This is a genomic window from Microlunatus ginsengisoli (genome assembly GCF_039537205.1).
GTDB lineage: Bacteria > Actinomycetota > Actinomycetes > Propionibacteriales > Propionibacteriaceae > Microlunatus > Microlunatus ginsengisoli.
On the sequence record NZ_BAABAB010000021.1, the window covers coordinates 114,476 to 134,096 of the forward strand.

Sequence of the window (19,621 nt, forward strand, 5' to 3'; positions counted from 1 at the left end):
GGGCTCAGCCCTGGTAGCTCTGCGACGGGTCGTCGGTGCAGTGGCCGTCGATGTTGACGGCGTGGGTGGATACGTCCCAGTTCGTGTCCGAGGCGCCGCGCGAGTCCCAGCCGGTCACCCGGCCGTCCTTGTCGATGTCGAAGTTCGGGATGGTGACCCCGACACTGCCCCCCTCGTCCACCGAGACCCCGTTCGGCACCAGCCGCCCTGACGCCAGGTTCTGGTCGATCAGCCACGGGTGGTCGGCGGGACAGGTGAAGCCGGAGATCCCGGTGCTCTGCAAACCGCTCAGGGTGGCCGAGTAACCCAGGATCGTCTTCTCCGAGTAGGCCTTCCGATCGCTGATCGAGACGATGCTGTAGCCGTCGCCACTGAGCTGACTCAACTGCAAGGTGCTGTCGGGAAGGGCTTGGAACGACATCCCGTCGGTGTGGTCCTGGGCGATGCCCAGGCTGAGGGTGCCGCCACCGGCGGACCGCAGCTGGAGGGTGTCGCTCGCCCCGCCGTGCGGCCGGACATAGATCCAGACCTTGGCATCCGTGCCGATTTGTGTGCCGACCGCGGGATCGGCGGTCTGGGTGTTCCAGTCCGAGCCCGCGTAGCCGCCGATCGTCAGGGGAGCCGTCGTGCTGTTCTGGATCTGGAAGGCCTTGTCGTAGCTGTCGCCCAGCTGGGCGGTCGAGCCGTGCGGGGTGGCGGCGGCCGCCGTGCCGGCGGCGAGTCCGAGCAACGCCGTCGCGGTCAGGGCGGCGGCCAGGGTCTTGGTGGCGATGTTCATCGATGCTTCCTCGGGACGAGACACCCGGTGGGCGGGTGCGGGATCAACTGGACGACTCCCACCCTGCCGCCGGCGGCGGCCGTTGTCGGTCCGACCGCCGGCCCATCCATCGGATGACGTCGGCATCCCCCGATCGGTGGAACGACGCCGCCCGCGGCCCGGATCAGCTGACCCGCAGCGCCGCCAACGCCTGTTTCGCCGGCTCGCTGAACTGCGGCGCGTTGTCCGGGATCGAGGAGTAGAACAGGCCGGCCTCCCCGTCCGCCGAACCGGTATCGACGACCACGATGGTGGCGGTCTCCCCCTTGGCCTGGATGCCCGGGATGTCGAAGGTCAGGTGCATCTCGATGATCCAGCCGGGGTGCCCGTCGATCGTCGTGGCCTGGTTCCGGAGATCCTTCCGATCCACCGGGTTGTCGCCGTAGAACTTGCCGACGATGCACTGGGCGACCACAGCCGCGCCCTGCTGCGGACCGTAGAACCCGTCACCTGCCAGCAGCCGGGCGATCAGCACGCCCGCGACCCAGCTGCTCGTGCCGTCCGCACTCTTCTCCACCGGTGCCACCTGAGAGCGGACGTCGCGACCGAACGGGGTGCGCGAGTCGGGTTCCGGCGTGCTGAACGGCGGGGCCAGCCGTGGATAGGACAGGTGTCCGCTGACCACCCGATCGCTGCCCGTGTCCGGGATCGGCGTCGGTGTCTGCGACGGGGTCGCCGGGCACTGGATGGCCGCCGAGTTGCTCGGGTTCATCTCCGGGTCCTGGTCGGGCGGCGCGGCGTCGAGATTGCGCAGCAGCAGCACCCCGGTCACCACGAGGGCCCCGACAACCAGGGCCCCGACCCCGGCCAGGATCCAGCCGACCGGGCTGCGACGCCCAGGCCCGCCGCTGCCCGACGGACCGCCGCCCGACCGACCGCCGCCCTGAGCGCCGCCGGCCGGTGGACCGCTCGCCGGGGCGGTGGCCGGCGGCCCGACGTACGGATTGCTCGTGGTGCTCGCCGACCAGGACCGCCCGTCCCAGTAGCGGAACATCCCGGGCTGCCCACCCGGATCGGGATACCAACCTGGTCCGGCGCTCACGGTCAGCGAGTCTAGGTGGCTCCGGGGTCGCGACGGCCGACGTCGCACAGCCGCTCACCTCACCCGCAGACCCTCCAGGGCCTCCCGGGCCGGCGCGACGAACTGGGGCGAGGTGTCGGGGATCGAGGAGTAGAACAGGCCGGCCTCGCCGTCACCGGTGTCGACCACGACGATGGTCGCTACCTCGCCCTTGGTCTTCAGGTCAGGGATGTCGAAGCTCAGATGCATCTCGACCAGCCAGGCGTCGCGCCCGTCCACCGTCGTCGCTTCGTTGCGCCGGTCCTCGCGACCGACCGGATAGTCCCAATAGAACTTGCCGATCACGCACTGGGCGACGATCGCTGCGCCCTGCCGCGGACCGTAGAACCCGTCACCGGCGAGCAGCCGGGCGATCAGCACCTGAGCCACCCACAGCCCCTGCCCCGGCACCTGCTCCACGGTCGCCAGCTGGGTGCGGACGTCGCGACCGAACGGGGTCCGGGAGTCCGACTGCGGCGGGGTGAACGGGCTGCCCAGCCGCGGATAGGACAGCCGGCCGCTGACCACCCGGTCGCCGCTGTCCGGCGCCGCGGTCGAGGACGCGGCGGTGGCCTGCGGACAGACGAGGCCGGTCGAGGCCGGGTCCGTGCCCGGGTCGTCCGAGGCGGGTCCCGTGGTGCGAGCGATCAGGAAGCCGATGCCCACCAGCACACCGACCAGGACCACCGCGAGCGCGGCGAGCACCCAGCCCCAGGCGCCGCGGCGGCGGGGAGGGGGCGTCACGACGGTCCGAGGCGCAGCCGGGGCGGGTACGCCCGACGCCGCCGGCATCGTCGTCGCCGACCAGGCCCGGCCGTCCCAATAGCGGGCCATCCCCGGTGCGCCACCGGGATCGGGATACCAGCCCGGCGGAGCGCCCATCCTCGGAGTCTACGAAGGCGCGGTGAGCTCTCGCAGCGTCGCCAGGTCGGAGGCGCTCGGGTCCCAGGCGCCGGCAGCCACGTTGGCCCGGACCTGGTCGGCCGAGGTCGCGCCGGCGATCACGGAGGTCACCGGCCCGCTCGCCGACAGGCCGCCGATCGCTACCTGCAGCATGCTCAACCCGCGCTCGTCGGCGAATGTCTGGACGGCCTCGATCCGGTCGAAGTCCGCCGCGGCGAGCCGCTCGGGCATCTTCGCCAGCTTCGTCCCGGCGGGTGCGGACTTGCCGCGACGGTACTTCCCGGTCAGCAGCCCCGAGGCGAGCGGGAAATAGGGCAGCAGGCCCTGGCCAGTGCGCTCCAGCGCGGGAACCAGCTCGGCCTCGACCCCGCGATGCAGCCACGAGTACTGGTTCTGGGCCGACACGAACCCGGTGGTTCCGGCGGTCCGTGCGGTCCAGTCGGCGTCGATCAGCTGCCAGCCCGCAAAGTTGGACGAGCCGAGATAGCGCACCTTGCCCTCGCGGACCAGATCGTCCAGCACCGACAGCGTCTCCGCGATCGGGGTCTTCGGGTCCGGCATGTGCATCTGGTAGAGATCGATCCAGTCGGTGCCCAGCCGCCGCAAGCTGGCCTCGACCGCGCGACGGACGTACCGGCGGGAACCGCGGACGCCCCAGTCCGGGCCGTTCTCGCCGGCCATGTCGGCACCGAACTTGGTCGCCACCACGACGTCAGCACGCCGGGCGCCGAGGGCCTTGCCGAGCAGCACCTCCGAGCCGCCGCGATTGCCGTAGACGTCGGCGGTGTCGAACAGCGTCACGCCCGCGTCGATCGCCGCGGCCACCACCTCGGGGACCTTCTCGTCGGGCATCCGGGCGCCGAAGTTGTTGCAGCCGAGCCCCACCGCGGAGACAGTCAGGCCGGAGCCGCCGAGTTGTCGATAGTCCACCGTTACAGTCTGCCAACTGGGCAGGTGCATCGATTCAACCGGTGCCGGACCCGGCGGCGAAGCCGTCTAGGCTGACGCAAGACCTCAACGGGAAGGCCGTACGTGAGCATCGTCGCCGGAGTCGACTCCTCCACCCAGTCCTGCAAGATCGTGGTCTGCGACGCCGATACCGGCGAGGTGCTGCGGACCGGGCGGGCGTCGCACCCGAACGGCACCGCGGTCCCGGCCGGCGCCTGGCTGAGCGCCTATCGCGAGGCCAGCGCCGACCCGTCGCTGCTGGCCGAGGTCGAGGCGATGGCGGTCGGCGGCCAACAGCACGGCATGGTCGCCCTGGACGAGAGCGGCGAGCCGGTCCGCGACGCGCTGCTGTGGAACGACAATCGATCCGCCTCCGATGCCGTCGACCTGATGATCGAGCTGGGCGGCGCCGAGGCATGGGTCGAGGCGGTCGGTTCCGTGCCGGTCGCCGCCATGACGGTCAGCAAGATCCGCTGGCTCGCCCGGAACGAGCCAGACAACGCCGCCCGCACCGCGCAGGTCGTGCTCCCCCACGACTGGTTGACCTGGCAGTTGGGCGGGCGAAGCTTCGGCCCGGTGACCGATCGCGGCGACGCGTCGGGCACCTGCTACTTCGACGCGACCACGAACCTCTACCGCGATGACATCGTCGAACTCGCGTTCGGTCGGCAGCTCGAGCTCCCCCGGGTGGCCGAGCCGCAGGAACTCGTCGGCGAGACCCCGGAGGGGATCGGGCTGGCCGCGGGAACCGGCGACAACATGGCCGCGGGGCTCGGGCTCGGGCTGACCCATGGCTCGGCCGTGGTCTCGCTCGGCACCAGCGGCACCGCTTTCGCCCAGTCGGCCCGGCAGACCCGCGACCCCTCCGGCGTGGTGGCCGGGTTCGCCGACGCGACCGGCGCTTTCCTGCCGCTGGTCTGCACCCTGAACGGGGCCCGCAACCTGGCCGGCACGGCCAAGCTGCTCGGCGTCGACTTCGCCGAGTTCGCCCGGCTGGCGCTGAGCGCACCGGCCGGCGCCGAGGGGGTGTCGTTCATCCCCTACCTGGAGGGCGAGCGGACGCCACCGCTGCCGTACGCCAAGGGTGAGATGGTTGGCCTCGACCTCGACAACTTCACCCCGGCCAACATCGCGCGGGCCGCGATCGAGGGCATCCTGTGGAGCCTGGCCTACGGACTTCGTACGCTCGCGGAGTATGCCGGTGCGCTCGACCGGGTGATCCTGACCGGCGGCGCCGCCCAGTCGACCGCGGTGCAGCAGATCGCACCGGCCGTCCTCGGGCTGCCGGTCACGGTCACCGCGGTCGAGGAAAGCGTGGCGATCGGTGCCGCCCGGCAGGCCGCCTGGGCGCTCGGCGGCACGCTACCGGACTGGCCGGTGCCCCAGCAGCGCGAGCTGGAGCCCACCGAAGCCGACGTCAAGGCCGCCGAGGAGATCCACCAGCGCTACCACGGGATCGTCACCGCCCACTACACGCGGATCTAGGCCATCCGAGTCGGCTCAGAACTCGCACCACACCGACGCTGCGCGCCGGGGAGTGCAGGAGCGTTCGGTGAAACACGCTCTTCCGTTTCACCGAACGCGACGAACGACCCGGCTTGAAGCGCAGCGGAGCGCGGAGCGAGGCTTGCCGAGCGGAGCAATCAGGACGTCTGGGGCGGTTGGTAGCCGCCCTGTTGGGGCGGGTTCGCGCTCGGCGGGGTGTAGCCGCCCTGCTGGTAGCCACCCTGCTGCGGCGGCTGGTAGCCACCCTGCTGCGGATTGCCCTGCTGAGGGTTGTAGCCGCCCTGCTGCGGGTAGCCCTGCTGCTGCGGCGGTGAGTAGTAGCCGCCCTGGCCCGGCTGGTTCTGCACCGGCTGGTTCTGCACCGGTTGGTTCTGGGGCGGCTGGTAGTGCTGCTGCGGCTGGTACTGGTTCGGATTCGGCAGCGCATCGGAGGAGGGGCTGCCGTACTGCGCCGGCTGGTTGGACGGCTGCTGCGGCAGGCCCTGGGGCTGGTCGCCCCGGTAGGCGATCTCGCCGAAGCTCACGCTCGGCGCCTGGCGTACGGTCGGGTCGTTCACCTCGAAGTAGGTCGCCTTCTCGAAGTGGAACATGTTGGCGATGATGTTGGTCGGGACGGACTCGACCTTGGTGTTGTAGACCCGAACGTTGGCGTTGTAGAACCGACGCCCGGCGGCGATCCGGTCCTCGGTCTCGGTCAGCTGCTTCTGCAGCTCCAGGAAGTTGACGTTGCTCTTCAGGTCCGGGTAGGCCTCGACGCTGACGATCAGGTTCCGCACCGCGCCGGACAGCGCCGCCTCGACGTCGGCGCGCTGCTGGCTCGGCAGCGAGCCCTCCTGCTGCGACAGTTGCTGCGCCTGAGCCCGCAGCCGGGTGATGTCCTCCAGCGTGTTCCGCTCGTGCGCCGCGTACGCCCGGACGGTCTCGATCAGGTTCGGGATCAGCTCGTAGCGCCGGTTGAGCTCGACGTCGATCTGCCGCCACGACTCCTGGATCAGGTTGCGGGACTTGACGAACCCGTTGTACGCACTCATGGCGATCAACGCGATGATCGCGACGATCACCACGATGACGATGATCACAACGATGGCAGTACCCATCGACGACTCCTCGGCTCGGCACCCCAGCGAACGCTGGTTTCGTCTTGTCGGTGTGCCCTCAGGCTAGTCGACAGCCGGATCAGCCGCTGGCAGACCTCGCGCTGAGGGCCGGGACGATCAGGACAGACCGAGATCGCGAAGACCGAGCGCGGAACGGTACGGCAGCCCCGCCTCCTGGATGACCTCGCGGGCACCGGTGTCCCGATCGACGATCGTCGCGACCCCAACGACCTCGGCGCCGGCCTCGCGGACGGCCTCCACCGCGGCCAGCGGCGACCCTCCGGTGGTGCTGGTGTCCTCGACCACGAGCACCCGGCGGCCCTCGACCGGGGAACCCTCGATCCGCCGCTGCATGCCGTGCTTCTTGGCCTCTTTCCTGACCACGAAGGCGTCCAGCCGCTCACCGGCGGCGGCCGCCGCGTGCAGCATCGAGGTCGCCACCGGATCGGCGCCCAGGGTCAGGCCGCCGACGGCGTCGAAGTCCCAGTCCTCGACCAGCGCGCGCATCACCCGGCCGACGATCGGGGCCGCGGCGCCGTCCAGGGTGACCCGGCGCATGTCGACGTAGTAGTCGGCCTCACGCCCGGAGGTCAGCGTGACCCGGCCGTACACCACGGCGAGCTCGCGGATCCGTTCGATCAGCGCCGACCGGTCGTCGGCGGGGGTGTCGGTGGTCTCTGGCGTCAGGCTCACGGGGCACCAGCGTACGGCGTCCGCGCCGACGGATGCGCCGCTCAGCCCTTGTTCTTGGTGCTCTGCAGGTGACCGAAGCCGATCGAGCGGTCCGGGGAGTGGAACAGGTCCTGGCAGGTCGTCAGGGTGATCAGCGCCTGCGTCGGGGTCGCGTCGGGCTGGCCGGGGACCGGATCGACGACCCAGGTCGCGTTCTCCTCCACGGTCAAGTCCCGCGGCGCGGTGTCGATGACGTAGGTATAGATGGCCGATCGGGTCTCGACCAGGATCTGGTCGCCCTTGTCCAGCTCCAGCAGGCGGGAGAACGGCTGACCGTGGGTCACCCGGTGGCCGGCGATGGCGAAGTTGCCGATCTGACCCGGCTGTGCGGTCGACGGATAGTGCCCGACCCCGCGGGCCAGCACGGAGAGCTCGGTGCCTTCCAGGATCGGCACCTCGTAGGAGTCGCCGAACCGCGGGATCCGCAGCAGCGCGATCGCATCTCCGGGCACCGCTCGCGGCTGGGCGTCACTCAGCGCCGGATCGGCCGATCCGGTCGGGACGGCCGGGGCGGGCGGCTGCGCGTCCCACCTGGCCCGCAACTCCCCCGACTCCTGCTCGAAGGCGCGCTTGGAGACCACATTGGTGCCGACGTACTGGTAGGCGATCCAGCCGAGGCAGCCCAGACCGCCGAGCAGCAGGACGAGCCCGATCACCCCGAGCACCGACGGGCGGCGGCGCCGGGCACGCGGCTTCTCCAGACTCGGCGCGCTCACCCGGCCCATTCTGCCGGTCGGCCCAAGCCGGCCGAGGCGCGCTCGCCGTAACGTGCACGTATCACGGTCGACCTACCCTTGCTCAGAAGGACTGTGGACGACGGGGTCGTCTCTCCCCCTGGTCCGCGAGTCCAAGAAAGCGGGTTGGTCGTCGTGTTCACCCTCGTCGTCGTGATGATCGCGTCGTTGGTCGCGCTCGCCGCGGTGCAGGCACACCGCCACCGGGTCGAGGCGCGGCGCTTCCACTGGCAGTTCGCGACGTACGCCGGCGGCCGGCTGGTCCACGCGGTGCCGATCAGCGACATCCAGCACATCGAGGACCAGCCCGCCGACTGCAGCTGCGGGCCGTGGAGCGAGCGGTTCGAGCGGGGGGACGGCTCGTACGGCGACGTGATCTATCACCAGCGCGTTCGACGCTGACGGTGTGCGGCCGGCTCGCCGGCGACCAGAACGTCCGCCGGCCGCGGAGGGCGCGCGTCGAGGGTAGGTCTAGGGTCGCACCCGAAGCCTCCCTCCACATCGCCGTAGGAGTCCTCATGAGGTCTCGTCGTGCTCGCCGCCTCGGTGTCTTCCTGGGGTGCGTCGGCCTGCTCACCCTCGGACTGGGCATCGCCACACCGGCCACGGCCGCCGTGCCCGCTCCGCTGAGCCCGGCCACCAGGTTCTACGTCCCACCGCCCGATCCCGGGGCCGGGCAACAGATCAAGCGGCTGCTGCACCAGGGCCGGCTCGGCGACGCCGCCAAGATCGCCCGGATGGTGACCACGCCGCAGGCGGTCTGGTTCACCGGCGGCACGCCGAAGGAAGTCCGCAAGGACGTGACGTCGACGATCCGTGCCGCGCGGCACCAGCGCGCCGTGCCGGTGCTGGTCGCCTACAACGTCCCCGGCCGGGACTGCTCGCAGTACTCCTCGGGCGGGGCCGGCAGCGACGAGGCCTACCGGGCCTGGGCGGACGGGTTCGCCGCCGGTCTGCGGTCCGCCGGGCGGGTGGTCGTGGTGGTGGAACCCGACGGGCTGTCGAACCTGCCGAGCGACTGCCCGGACGCGTACCCCGGAGAGGACGTCGCCGCCCTCACCGCGGGCCGGATCGCCGACATCGCCTACCTCGGCCATGCGATCCAGGCCGCCGACCCGGACGCGCTGGTCTACCTCGACGCCGGGCACGCGGCCTGGCACTCGGTCGGCGACATCGCCGACCGCCTGCACCAGGCCGGGATCGCCGATTTCCAGGGCTTCTCGCTGAACGTCTCGAACTACCAGCCGACACCGCAGTCGGTGCAGTACGGCACCTGGATCGCGAAGTGCCTCTGGTACGCCGCCAACACGGCGGAAGGCGGTTGGCGGCTCGGCCACTACGACTACTGCGCCAGCCAGTACTACCCCGCCACCGCCGGCGACTACAGCACCTGGCACCTCACCGACCAGTGGTACGCGACGAACGTCGACAACGCGGCGAACCCACCGGCCGGTCCGAGCGATCTGGCCCACTTCGTGGTCGACACCAGCCGCAACGGGCAGGGTCCGTGGAGCGGCCCGCAGGACTGGTGCAACCCGCCCGGTCGAGGACTCGGGATCCGGCCGACCGCGGACACGGGGTCTGCGCTGGCCGACGCGTATCTGTGGGTCAAGACTCCCGGTCAGTCCGACGGGCAGTGCAACCGAGACGTCGCCGGCTCGACCACGGATCCGGAGTGGGGCGGGATCACCGATCCGCCAGCCGGTCAGTGGTTCCCGGCGCAGGCGCTGCAACTGGCCAGGCTGGCGTCACCACCGCTGCGGTGACCTTGTCCCCGGCCGTGGATGTGCGGATCCACCGCCGGCGGGTGGCGTCTCGGGCGCGCTCGGACGCGACGGTACGGGGCGGGTGGTGACGGTACTGTTCGGTGCGTGGCGTCGCAGTGGAGAGCCGGCCGGGTCCGGTCGTCGACCACCACGATCTTCGCCGAGATGTCTGCGTTGGCCGTGTCCACCGGCTCGGTGAACCTGGGCCAGGGCTTTCCCGATACCGACGGCCCGGCGTTCATGCTGGCAGCGGCCGAGCAGGCGATCGCGAACGGCGTCAACCAGTACCCGCCCGGCCGCGGCATCGCGCCCCTGCGGCAGGCGATCGCCGACCACTCGGCCCGGCACTACGGTCTGGGCTACGACCCGGACGCCGAGGTCCTGGTCACCACCGGCGCGACCGAGGCGCTGGCCAGCGCGATCCTCGCCTTCGTCGATCCCGGCGACGAGGTGATTGCGCTCGAACCGTTCTACGACTCCTATGCCGCCTCGATCGACCTGGCCGGCGGGACGCGGGTCGGCGTCGGCCTGTTCGGCCCCGACTTCCGGCTCGACCTGGACGAGTTCGCCGCCGCCTTCACGCCGCGGACCAAGCTGGTGCTGATCAACTCCCCGCACAACCCCACCGGAACCGTGCTGGACCGCGCCGAGCTGGCCGAGATCGCCCGGCTGGCCGTGGAGCACGACGTGCTGGTGGTCTGCGACGAGGTCTACGAGCACCTGGTCTTCGACGACGCGCGGCACGTGCCGCTGGCGACCTTCCCCGGCATGCGGGAGCGTACGGTCCGGATCTCCTCCTCGGGCAAGACCTACTCCGCCACCGGCTGGAAGATCGGCTGGGCGCTCGGCACGCCGGAGCTGATCAGCGAGGTCACCGCGGTCAAGCAGTTCCTCACCTACGTCTCCGGCGCGCCGTTCCAGCCGGCGATCGCGCGGGCGCTGAACGAGGGCGACGATTGGGTCGCGGCGCTGCGGGCCGACCTGCAGCGCAAGCGGGACCGGCTCGCGGCCGGCCTCCGCGGCATCGGGCTCGAGCCGGCGATGCCGAGGGGGACGTACTTCATGACCACCGACGTACGCCCGCTCGGCTACGCCGACGGCATCGAGTTCTGCCGCGACCTGCCCACCCGGTGCGGGGTGGTCGCCATTCCGCACCAGGTCTTCTACGACGACATCGAGGCCGGCCGGCCGTACGTCCGCTGGGCCTTCTGCAAGCGCGACGAGGTGCTCGACACCGCGATCGAGCGGCTCAACCGCGGTCTGGGCCGAACCAGCGGATAGCTGCCGGGGTCCACAGAATCGCCACGCAGATCAGGATGTAGGCGATCGGCGCCACCGCCCAGACGGGACTGAGGTGCAGCCACCAGACCAGCCAGCCGATGCTCACCGCGCCCAGCAAGCTATAGAACACCTGCGCCCAGCGCCGGCCCGACAGCAGCGTGAAGGCGGCCACGAACGCGATCGCGGGCAGCCCGAAGAGCGGGATCGCCAGGCCGTCCAGCAGCCGAGCGGAGAACCGGTTGAGCATGATCAGCACCTGGCCGTCGAAGTCCTGGTCCGCCGCCAGCCGAGCCTGGCCGGCCGCCGCAAACAGCCAGGCGGTCGCCAGCGCGCAGACCCAGAGCGCGGTCGCGGAGACGGTCATGCTGGCCGACATCGCGACCACCGCCGGACGCTGCGGACGGTGCGGCTGCTGGATGACGTACGTCCCCGGCGGGCCAGCCGGATAGCCGACCGGTCCGGGATAGGCCGGCCGCGGATACTCGGGCTGGGGGCCGTAGCCCGCGTTCGGCGGCGGATATCCCGGCACACCGGACGGCGCCGAGCTGCTGCCCGGCGGCATGAACTGGGGCTGGTAGGCCATGCGCTCCAGGTTACGGTCCCGGTCGAACGGTGGCCGGTCGTCAATCCAGAAGGGCTAGCGCGGACCCTCGATGCGTGGACCACAAGGGTTGCGATGGCCCACTCGTCGACGTACTCACCGACAGCCGACTCACGCGCCCCATCCAGCAGCCCCGAGCCGACTCCGCACCCCGCAGGGCGACTCCGCGCCCCGCGCACAGGGTGCGGAGTCACCTTCGGGGGTGCGGAGTGGCAGGGCGGACTTGCACTGGGGTTGCAACACCCAGCGCCGTGACCCGCCCCTTGACGGCTCGCGGATCAGAACCCGCGGAAGAAGTCGAAGGGCGGGTCCGGCGAGGGCGACACATCCTCGTCGGCGAAGGGCTTCGCGCCGGCGACCAGCTGGGTCAGCCGGGACCCGGTGAGGACCCGATAGGGGTACGGTCCGGAGCCGGCCCGCTGGGCATAGTCGAGCACCGGCAGCGGGAGCGCCGACGCGGCGAGGATGACATTGCCGAACCGGCGGCCCTTCATCGTCGAAGGCTCGGCCGACCACAGCACCTGGGCGAAAGCCTCGAGCAGACCGGCGGCGACCCGGCGGCCGTAGCCGAAGGGCCCGCGGTCGGTCAGGTTGATCGCCAGCACCCCGCGCGGCGCGACAACCCGGGCCACGTCGGCGAAGAACTCGACAGTGGTGAGCTCGGCCGGCACCCGGGCGCCGAGAAACGCGTCGACGACCACCAGATCGGCGTAGCCGTCCGGCAGCTCGGCGACCCCGGCCAGACCGTCGGTGGCGCGGACCTTGATCCCGCTCTGCCGGGGCAGCGGCAACCACTCCCGGACCCAGGCCGTCAGCGCGGCGTCCGGCTCGAGCACGACCTGCGCCGACCGCGGCCGGGTGGCGGCCAGATAGCGCGGAATCGCCATCGCGGCTCCGCCCACGTGGACGACCCTGATCCGCTCCGCCGGCGGTGCCAGCACGTCGATCAGGTCCGCGATCCGCTGGACGTAGTCGAACTCGAGATTGCTCGGATCGTCCAGGTCGACGTAGCTCTGGTCGGTGCCGCCGATCCGGAGCGTGTACGCGTTGACGCGGGCCGGGTCGCGGATCAGCACCGTGCCCGGCCGGAGGACGATCGCATGCTCGGCCACCCGGCCATCGTCCTACGAGCCGGGCTCGGGCAGCCGGCCGGCGCCGTTCAGCAGGCTCCGCATGGTGTCTGCGGCCAGCCGGGCGGCCGCGTCCAGGTCGGCGAAGATCCCGATCAGGTGCATCGAGGCCGAGCCGTGCGCGACCGCCATGAACTGCGGGATGAGGTCGACCGCGGCCTGGGTGTCGCCCCCGGTCGCCGCGATGGCGCGGAGCAGGACGATGTCGCTGACCGACCGGCCGGCATCGCGCAGCGACGGATCGTGCACCCCGCGCAGCTCGGGCGCGAAGACCACGTCGAATCCGGTGCGCCGGGTGCCGGCGAAGCGGACGTAGGCCGCCGCGGCGGCCGCGATCGCCTCGGTCGGGTCATCCCCCGCCTCGTCGGCCGCGGCCCGCATGGCGGCGTCGAGCTCCTCAGCCGCCTTGGTCGCGACCGCGACGACGAGATCCTGGCGGCTCGGGAAGTGCCGGTAGGGCGCGGCTGCGCTGACCCCGGTGCGCCGAGCGGCCTCGGCCACCGACAGCGCCGGCAGCCCGCCCTCGGCGACCAGCTCGGTGCCCGCGTCGATCAGTGCGACCCGCAGGTCGCCGTGGTGATATCCCACCGCCCACTCTCCTCATCGGTATCGGCATCCTCGGGAACGAATGTAAGAGAGATCATACATAACCTCTTGCGCTCTATGTTAGTCGCCTCTTACTATGTAAGAGCACACTAACAAGGAGGAAGTCCCGATGAGCACCTTGCCCTGGGGAACCATGAACGACTGGCAGCGCCTCGAGGTCGAGGAGCGTGCCACCCGGCTCCAGCGCCGGCTCGACGCCCGCGCCACCCGGGCCGCCCGCCGAACGCAGGCCGCGCCGATCGTCCGCACCGCTCCGGCCGTCCCGGCCATCTCGCAGGCCGACTGCACCGAGGCCGCCTGACCCAACCCGCCCCTCCGCACTGCCTCACCCCCAGATCCTCGGATCCCCTGTGCGGGGTCGGATCCGCTATACGGGATCCGACGGGCCGCAGGGGATCCGAGGATCTGAGGGGGCTACGTCGGATCCCCTGTGCAACGTCGGATCCCTTGTACGACTTCGGATCCCCTGGGCGACTTTGGATCCCCTGGGTGACTTTGGATCCCCTGGGTGACCTTGGATCCGCTATACGGGATCCGGCGAGGTACAGGGGATCCGAGGATCTGGAGAGGCGACGTCGGATCCCCTCGGTGACGTCGGATCCGCTATACGGGATCCGGCGGGCCGCAGGGGATCCGAGGATCTGGAGGCGGACGGGGTGAACGACGCAGCAGAAGGGCCGGGACCCACGGATGGGTCCCGGCCCTTGTGTGCCGTAGAGGTATTGCCGGTGGCTCAGGCGTTCGCCGGCTCCGGGGCGACGGACACCAGCCCGTCCTTGCCCTCGTCGACGTCGAACACCACGGTGTCACCGTCGCTGACCTGACCCGACAGCACCTGGCGAGCCAGCTCGTCCTCGATCGTGGTCTGCACCAGCCGGCGGAGCGGGCGGGCGCCGTAGACCGGGTCGAACCCGGTGAGCGCCAGCCAGTCCTTGGCCGCAGGCGTGGCCTCGACGCTGATCCGGCGATCTGCCAGCCGCTTGTTGAGCCGCTGCAGCGCGATCTCGACGATCTGTGCCAGTTCCTCGGTGCCGAGCGCGTCGAACAACACGATCTCGTCCAGCCGGTTGAGGAACTCGGGCTTGAACGAGCTCCGCACCACGTTCATCACGGCCTGGCGCTTGGTGTCGGCGTCCAGCGTCTGATCGGCGAGGAACTGCGAGCCCAGGTTGGAGGTCAGGATCAGCAGCACGTTCCGGAAGTCGACAGTACGTCCCTGGCCGTCGGTCAGCCGGCCGTCGTCGAGCACCTGGAGCAGGATGTCGAAGACCTCGGGATGGGCCTTCTCCACCTCGTCCAGCAGCACCACCGAGTACGGCCGCCGCCGGACGGCCTCGGTCAGCTGGCCGCCCTCCTCGTAGCCGATGTAGCCCGGGGGCGCACCGACCAGGCGCGCCACCGAGTGCTTCTCGGAGTACTCGCTCATGTCGATCCGGATCATCGCCCGCTCGTCGTCGAACAAGAACTCCGCCAGCGCCTTGGCCAGCTCGGTCTTGCCGACACCGGTCGGCCCGAGGAACAGGAACGAACCGGTCGGCCGGTTCGGGTCGGAGATGCCGGCCCGCGACCGCCGGACGGCGTCCGACACCGCGCGAACGGCCTTCTTCTGACCGATCAGCCGCTCGCCCAGGCGCGACTCCATCGAGAGCAACTTCTCGGTCTCGCCCTGCAGCAGCCGCCCGACCGGGATGCCGGTCCAGTTGGAGACGACCTCGGCGATGTCGGATGCACCGACCTCTTCGGAGACCATCGGCTTGGTCGCCAGCTCGGCCTCGTCGGCGCGGGCGAGCTGGCGCTGCAGCTCGGGGATCTCGCCGTAGTTGATCTCGCTGGCCCGCTGCAGGTTGCCCTCGCGAAGCACCCGGTCGGCCTCGATCCGCAGCTCGTCGATCTTCGCCTTCAGGTCGCCGACCTGGTTGAGGCCATGCTTCTCGGCCTCCCAGCGGGCCTCGAGCCCGCGCAGCTCCTCCTCGGCGTCGGCCAGCTCGCTCTCCAGCCGGTGCAACCGCTCGACACTGCCCGCGTCGGTCTCCTTCTCCAGCGCGAACTTCTGCATCTTCATCCGCTCGACGCTGCGCCGGAGCTGGTCGATCTCCTCCGGCGAGGAGTCGATCTCCATCCGCAGTCGAGACGCGGCCTCGTCGACCAGGTCGATCGCCTTGTCCGGCAGCTGCCGGGAGGTGATGTAGCGGTTGGACAGGCTCGCGGCGGCGACCAGCGCGCCGTCGGTGATGGCCACCTTGTGGTGCGCCTCGTAGCGCTCGCGCAGGCCGCGCAGGATCGCGATGGTGTCCTCGACACTGGGCTCACCGACGTACACCTGCTGGAAGCGGCGCTCCAGCGCCGGGTCCTTCTCGATCCGCTCGCGGTATTCGTCCAGCGTGGTCGCGCCGATCATCCGCAGCTCGCCGCGGGCCAGCATCGGCTTGAGCATGTTGCCGGCGTCCATCGCACCCTCGCCGGTCGCGCCCGCGCCGACGACGGTGTGCAGCTCGTCGATGAACGTGATGACCTGGCCCTCGGCCTCCTTGATCTCGGTCAACACGGCCTTCAGCCGCTCCTCGAACTCGCCGCGGTACTTCGCGCCGGCCAGCATCGAGCTGAGGTCGAGCGAGACCAGCCGGCGGCCCTTCAGCGAATCCGGTACGTCGCCGGCGACCAGCCGCTGCGCCAGGCCCTCGACGACGGCGGTCTTGCCGACGCCGGGCTCGCCGATCAGCACCGGGTTGTTCTTGGTCCGCCGAGCCAGCACCTGGACCACGCGACGGATCTCGGTGTCCCGGCCGATCACCGGGTCCAGCCTGCCTTCGCGCGCCTGCGCGGTGAGGTCCACGCCGTACTGGTCGAGGGCCGAGGATGTGCCCTCGGCCTCCGGGCTGGTCACCCGCTTGCTGCCGCGGGAGTCGTTGAACGCCTTGGTGAGGCTGTCCGGCGTGACCTTGAGGTCGCGCAGGATCTTCTTGGCCGCGGACTCGACCGCGGCCAGGGCGATCATCAGGTGCTCGGTCGCGACGTAGGAGTCACCGAGCGAGTCCGCCCGGTTCTCGGCGTCGGCGAGCACCCGGGCCAGGGCGCCGGACACCGCCGGCTGGCTGACCGAGGAGCCGCTCGCGGACGGGAGCTTCGCGATCGCGCCCTGCGCCGCGGCATCCACCACGGCTGGGTCGGCGCCGACCGCACTGATCAGCGGCGACACGGTGTTGCCGGGCACCATCAACAGCGCGTGCAGCAGGTGCACCGGCTCGGCGTTCGGGTTGCCCGCGGTGAGCGCGTTGCGCAGGGCGGCCGAGACGGCGTCCCGGCTCTTCGTCGTCAGCTTGTTGGTATCCATCCAGGTCCTTCGCGTGTCTGTCTGAACTGAGTTGAGTCTACTAGGCTCAACCCTTCGCGCGAAGACCGTATTCCACCTTGAGCGCGGTTCGCTCAACTTGTTTGGTGCACGGCGGCCGGGTGCCCTCGGGTCCCCGTCGCGCCACCGCCCATTCCCGCCCGTGGCGGGCAACTGGGAGCCAAATGGCTCCCAGCGGGCCCCGGATTCCCGCCGCGGCGCGAATCTGAGCCGATGAGATCGGGCCGCCCGCGGGGTCTGACAGCGCATGGCGATGACGACGCGGATCATGAGCGTGACGATGCCGGTGGCGGACCAGGATCGCGCGCTGGCGTTCTATACCGAGGTGCTGGGTTGCGAGCTCGTCACCGACGTCGAAGTCTGGCCGGGCGCCCGGCTGGTCGAGGTGGTCCCACCCGGGTCGAGCGTGGGATTCGTGCTGCTCCCACCGGACAGCCCGATCCCTGTCGCCGTACGGATGGGGACGAGCAGCGCGGAGGATGCCCATGCCCGCCTTCGCGACGCCGGGGCCACCCTGCACAACGACGAGCTCGTCCGGATGCCGGGCGTGCCGCCGATGTTCTTCTTCGCGGATCCGGACGGCAACGGCCTGGTCTACATCGAGGACGCGCCCGGGAACGCCGACCGCGCGACAGCGGAGTAGATCCTCGGTCGAGTACCACCGACGATCGACTCCGATCGCGGTGTCCGGCGACAAGAACGACGATTCTGTGACGAATATCCCGAAGGGTCTTGCGGAAAAAATGAAACTTCCTTTTGAATGTTCGACGGCAGATAGCCATCCTCACAAACCCCAGAAGGGTCTCGATGGATCACACAGCTCTCACCCGTGACCGGGTGCGTCGCCGGCGTGGGCGGATCGCCGTCGTCGCCGCGGCCGTCCTCGGCCTCGGCCTGACCGCCACGCTCGCGCCGGGCGCCTCGGCTGCTCCGGCCAAGAAGGCACCCGTCGTCGTCAAGACCGACGTCCGCGAGATCGACCCGCACAAGAAGTTCTCGACCAAGGACATCAAGGCGAAGGCTGCGGCCAACTCCAAGGCGAGGGCGAAGGTACGGGCGCAGGCGGAGTCAGGCGCCACGCCGCCGGTCGGCACGACCCGCACGCTCATCGGTCTCGACGACTACAAGAACAAGCTGTTGCTCAAGAGCTACACGCTCCAAGCGGTGGGCGCGCACATCGAGGTGTGGGTCGCCGACGATACCTCGTTCCCAGCCGGCGACTGCCGCAACCAGATCGCGAACTCGACGACGGTCACCCGAGCGCAAGCCCAGGAGCTGGCCGACCAGTTCGACGACAACATGTTCCCGAAGGAGTCGCAGGCCTTCAGCGTCGCCCCCGATCGCGACGGCAGCAAGGCGGATCCCGACGCGCTCGCCGCTGGCATCGATCCCTCGGGCGACGGCAACAAGATCATGACCCTGGTCGACAACGTCCGGGACGACAACTACTACGCGTTCCCGGCCAACCCGACCTACATCGCGGGCTTCTTCTCCGCCGGCTTCAACGAGCTGCTCGATCGCAACATCATGACGATCGACGCCTTCGACTGGGCCCACCGCACCACGGCGAACCCGCAGGACGCCGCGACCAGCGACCCGTGCACCAGCCGGCCGGCGCGGCCCTACCTGTACGAGGGCACCTTTGCCCACGAGTACCAGCACCTGCTGGAGTACTACCAGGATCCGAACGAGGTCAGCTGGGTGAACGAGGGCCTGTCGGACTTCGCTCAGACGCTGGTGGGCTATGTCGACGCGACCAAGACCGTGTTCGACAAGGGCGCCGACAGCCACATCTTCTGCTACCAGGGCTTCGGCACGGTACAGACGGCGTACAACCCGAATCCGCGCGACTGTGGCGGACCGGCGAACTCGCTGACGCTGTGGGGTGACCAGGGCAGCGGAAGCGAGATCCTGGCCGACTACGGCGAGGCGTACTCCTTCATGCTGTTCCTCTACGACCGCTACGGCATCGGCTTCATGAGCACGCTGCACCGCGATGGAAACGCCCAGGGTCTGGTCGGGCTCCAAGACGCGCTGGACGGCTACGCCGACGGGGTCGACGTCTACAAGGTGCTGCACGACTTCCAGGTCTCGACCCTGGTCGACAAGTACGTCGACACGAAGAAGGGCAAGGTCAAGGGCATCAGCAAGGCCCGGGTGACCTCGAAAAGCCTGAACTCGACCGTCAACCTCGGCAACCCGGAGTCGTACGCGGATCCGGGCGCCTCGGCGAACGGCGCCGACTACGTCGGCCTGCGCGCCGGCAGCGGGCTGTACCTGAAGGGTAAGCAGCTCAAGTCGCTGAAGTTCAGCGGTGCGAAGCAGCTGGTGCCCGAGCCGTTGAAGTGGACCAGTGTCGCCAACCCGCCGCAGCACAGCGGAAATGCCGCACTCTGGTCGGGCAACTCGAGCAACCTCGACGCCAGCGCGGTGACCCCGGTGACGGTGCCGACGACGAACGCGACACTGACGTTCGACGAGCTGCACCTGGCCGAGCCGACGTACGACTACGCCTACACGGTGATCTCGACCGACGGCGGCGAGACCTACACCGCGCTGGCGAACGACAACACCGAGGACGGGCCGTACGGTCCGGCGCTCAACGGTGACGCCGAGGATTGGGCGACGCAGACCTTCGACCTGAGCGCGTACGCGGGCAAGTCGGTGCTGATCGGCTTCCGCTACGTCAGCGACGGCGGCACCAACGACGGCGGGTTCTACGTCGACAACGTCAAGGTCGGCGGCACGCTGGTCAGCGACGGATCCAGCACGAGCGCGTTCAAGTCGTTCACCCAGGCCCGGCCGGCCAAGGTGGCGGCCTGGAACGTCCGGCTGGTCGGTCTGGACACCGGCAAGCACAAGGCGCTGGTGAAGACCTACGCCAAGCGGTCGTTCAGCCTGAACTCGAAGGATCTCGCGCAGTTCCGCAAGTACCCGCGGGTGGTCGCCATCGTCAGCTACGACGAACCGACCGAGCAGCTGCAGCCCGCGGCGCTCTACACCCTCACCGTGAACAAGGTCGTCCAGGCCGGCGGTGGGCAGTCCAGCAAGGCAGTGAAGGTGAAGGCGGACAAGTTCTGATCGCCTCCCA

18 protein-coding genes are annotated in these 19,621 nt (G+C 70.2%); 7 read left to right on the forward strand and 11 right to left on the reverse strand.

Annotated elements, in window-relative coordinates; all coding sequences use genetic code 11:
- Positions 1 to 4: 4 nt before the first annotated feature.
- The 4 genes from ABD747_RS14640 to ABD747_RS14655 all read right to left on the reverse strand — a co-directional run bounded on the left by ABD747_RS14640 (position 5) and on the right by ABD747_RS14655 (position 3,710).
- The gene (locus ABD747_RS14640) at positions 5 to 778 is read right to left on the reverse strand and encodes a hypothetical protein (protein ID WP_344805779.1); all 774 of its coding nucleotides are present in this window, start codon (positions 776 to 778) and stop codon (positions 5 to 7) included.
- Positions 779 to 941: 163 nt separating this feature from the next.
- A complete protein-coding gene (locus ABD747_RS14645; protein ID WP_344805781.1) occupies positions 942 to 1,859 on the reverse strand; it encodes a DUF2510 domain-containing protein in 918 nt (305 codons plus the stop codon).
- 54 nt (positions 1,860 to 1,913) lie between these two features.
- Positions 1,914 to 2,759 carry a DUF2510 domain-containing protein gene (locus ABD747_RS14650; RefSeq protein WP_344805783.1) on the reverse strand — a complete coding sequence of 282 codons (846 nt, stop codon included), beginning with the start codon at positions 2,757 to 2,759 and terminating at the stop codon, positions 1,914 to 1,916.
- A 9-nt stretch (positions 2,760 to 2,768) separates the two neighbouring features.
- Positions 2,769 to 3,710, reverse strand: coding sequence for an aldo/keto reductase (locus ABD747_RS14655; protein ID WP_344805785.1), 942 nt, complete (start codon positions 3,708 to 3,710; stop codon positions 2,769 to 2,771).
- Between the two features lie 102 nt (positions 3,711 to 3,812).
- On the opposite strand from ABD747_RS14655, the gene xylB reads away from it, so the two are divergent.
- Entirely contained in the window at positions 3,813 to 5,213 is a 1,401-nt protein-coding gene (gene xylB, locus ABD747_RS14660) for a xylulokinase (protein WP_344805787.1), read from the forward strand.
- A 158-nt stretch (positions 5,214 to 5,371) separates the two neighbouring features.
- Here the strand turns inward: xylB and ABD747_RS14665 are convergent, their stop codons facing one another.
- The 3 genes from ABD747_RS14665 to ABD747_RS14675 all read right to left on the reverse strand — a co-directional run bounded on the left by ABD747_RS14665 (position 5,372) and on the right by ABD747_RS14675 (position 7,788).
- Entirely contained in the window at positions 5,372 to 6,331 is a 960-nt protein-coding gene (locus tag ABD747_RS14665) for a LemA family protein (RefSeq protein ID WP_344805789.1), read from the reverse strand.
- A 117-nt stretch (positions 6,332 to 6,448) separates the two neighbouring features.
- Positions 6,449 to 7,024 carry an orotate phosphoribosyltransferase gene (gene pyrE, locus ABD747_RS14670; RefSeq protein WP_425562533.1) on the reverse strand — a complete coding sequence of 192 codons (576 nt, stop codon included), beginning with the start codon at positions 7,022 to 7,024 and terminating at the stop codon, positions 6,449 to 6,451.
- Positions 7,025 to 7,065: 41 nt separating this feature from the next.
- Positions 7,066 to 7,788, reverse strand: coding sequence for a class E sortase (locus tag ABD747_RS14675; RefSeq protein ID WP_425562534.1), 723 nt, complete (start codon positions 7,786 to 7,788; stop codon positions 7,066 to 7,068).
- 135 nt (positions 7,789 to 7,923) lie between these two features.
- On the opposite strand from ABD747_RS14675, the gene ABD747_RS14680 reads away from it, so the two are divergent.
- The 3 genes from ABD747_RS14680 (at position 7,924) to ABD747_RS14690 (ending at position 10,844) form a co-directional block, all read left to right on the forward strand.
- On the forward strand, positions 7,924 to 8,199 hold the full coding sequence (locus ABD747_RS14680) for a hypothetical protein (protein WP_344805793.1): 276 nt from the start codon (positions 7,924 to 7,926) through the stop codon (positions 8,197 to 8,199).
- A 116-nt stretch (positions 8,200 to 8,315) separates the two neighbouring features.
- Positions 8,316 to 9,563 carry a glycoside hydrolase family 6 protein gene (locus ABD747_RS14685; protein ID WP_344805795.1) on the forward strand — a complete coding sequence of 416 codons (1,248 nt, stop codon included), beginning with the start codon at positions 8,316 to 8,318 and terminating at the stop codon, positions 9,561 to 9,563.
- Between the two features lie 105 nt (positions 9,564 to 9,668).
- A complete protein-coding gene (locus ABD747_RS14690; protein ID WP_425562535.1) occupies positions 9,669 to 10,844 on the forward strand; it encodes a pyridoxal phosphate-dependent aminotransferase in 1,176 nt (391 codons plus the stop codon).
- Here the strand turns inward: ABD747_RS14690 and ABD747_RS14695 are convergent.
- The 3 genes from ABD747_RS14695 to ABD747_RS14705 all read right to left on the reverse strand — a co-directional run bounded on the left by ABD747_RS14695 (position 10,813) and on the right by ABD747_RS14705 (position 13,163).
- Entirely contained in the window at positions 10,813 to 11,427 is a 615-nt protein-coding gene (locus ABD747_RS14695; protein WP_344805797.1) for a hypothetical protein, read from the reverse strand. The genes ABD747_RS14690 and ABD747_RS14695 overlap by 32 nt on opposite strands.
- 296 nt (positions 11,428 to 11,723) lie before the next feature.
- Positions 11,724 to 12,557, reverse strand: a complete 834-nt coding sequence (locus ABD747_RS14700; RefSeq protein ID WP_425562536.1) for a spermidine synthase — start codon at positions 12,555 to 12,557, stop codon at positions 11,724 to 11,726.
- A gap of 12 nt (positions 12,558 to 12,569) precedes the next feature.
- On the reverse strand, positions 12,570 to 13,163 hold the full coding sequence (locus ABD747_RS14705) for a TetR/AcrR family transcriptional regulator (protein WP_344805799.1): 594 nt from the start codon (positions 13,161 to 13,163) through the stop codon (positions 12,570 to 12,572).
- Between the two features lie 127 nt (positions 13,164 to 13,290).
- On the opposite strand from ABD747_RS14705, the gene ABD747_RS14710 reads away from it, so the two are divergent.
- Positions 13,291 to 13,482, forward strand: a complete 192-nt coding sequence (locus ABD747_RS14710) for a hypothetical protein (RefSeq protein ID WP_344805801.1) — start codon at positions 13,291 to 13,293, stop codon at positions 13,480 to 13,482.
- 432 nt (positions 13,483 to 13,914) lie between these two features.
- On the opposite strand, the gene clpB is transcribed toward ABD747_RS14710, so the two are convergent.
- On the reverse strand, positions 13,915 to 16,512 hold the full coding sequence (gene clpB, locus ABD747_RS14715) for an ATP-dependent chaperone ClpB (RefSeq protein WP_344805803.1): 2,598 nt from the start codon (positions 16,510 to 16,512) through the stop codon (positions 13,915 to 13,917).
- 271 nt (positions 16,513 to 16,783) lie between these two features.
- On the opposite strand from clpB, the gene ABD747_RS14720 reads away from it, so the two are divergent.
- Positions 16,784 to 17,173 (forward strand): VOC family protein, encoded by a 390-nt coding sequence (locus ABD747_RS14720; RefSeq protein ID WP_344805805.1) that lies wholly within the window; start codon positions 16,784 to 16,786, stop codon positions 17,171 to 17,173.
- A 164-nt stretch (positions 17,174 to 17,337) separates the two neighbouring features.
- On the forward strand, positions 17,338 to 19,611 hold the full coding sequence (locus ABD747_RS14725) for a choice-of-anchor J domain-containing protein (RefSeq protein ID WP_344805807.1): 2,274 nt from the start codon (positions 17,338 to 17,340) through the stop codon (positions 19,609 to 19,611).
- The last annotated feature ends 10 nt before the right edge of the window (positions 19,612 to 19,621 follow it).

What these genes read in the sequence shown, in the direction of transcription:
- ABD747_RS14640 (WP_344805779.1), bottom strand. Translation starts at nt 778, where the DNA reads ATGAACATCGCCACCAAGACCCTGGCCGCCGCCCTGACCGCGACGGCG.
- ABD747_RS14650 (WP_344805783.1), bottom strand. Translation starts at nt 2,759, where the DNA reads ATGGGCGCTCCGCCGGGCTGGTATCCCGATCCCGGTGGCGCACCGGGG.
- ABD747_RS14665 (WP_344805789.1), bottom strand. Translation starts at nt 6,331, where the DNA reads ATGGGTACTGCCATCGTTGTGATCATCGTCATCGTGGTGATCGTCGCG.
- ABD747_RS14675 (WP_425562534.1), bottom strand. Translation starts at nt 7,788, where the DNA reads ATGGGCCGGGTGAGCGCGCCGAGTCTGGAGAAGCCGCGTGCCCGGCGC.
- ABD747_RS14685 (WP_344805795.1), top strand. Translation starts at nt 8,316, where the DNA reads ATGAGGTCTCGTCGTGCTCGCCGCCTCGGTGTCTTCCTGGGGTGCGTC.
- ABD747_RS14695 (WP_344805797.1), bottom strand. Translation starts at nt 11,427, where the DNA reads ATGGCCTACCAGCCCCAGTTCATGCCGCCGGGCAGCAGCTCGGCGCCG.
- ABD747_RS14710 (WP_344805801.1), top strand. Translation starts at nt 13,291, where the DNA reads ATGAGCACCTTGCCCTGGGGAACCATGAACGACTGGCAGCGCCTCGAG.
- clpB (WP_344805803.1), bottom strand. Translation starts at nt 16,512, where the DNA reads ATGGATACCAACAAGCTGACGACGAAGAGCCGGGACGCCGTCTCGGCC.
- ABD747_RS14720 (WP_344805805.1), top strand. Translation starts at nt 16,784, where the DNA reads ATGACGACGCGGATCATGAGCGTGACGATGCCGGTGGCGGACCAGGAT.
- ABD747_RS14725 (WP_344805807.1), top strand. Translation starts at nt 17,338, where the DNA reads ATGGATCACACAGCTCTCACCCGTGACCGGGTGCGTCGCCGGCGTGGG.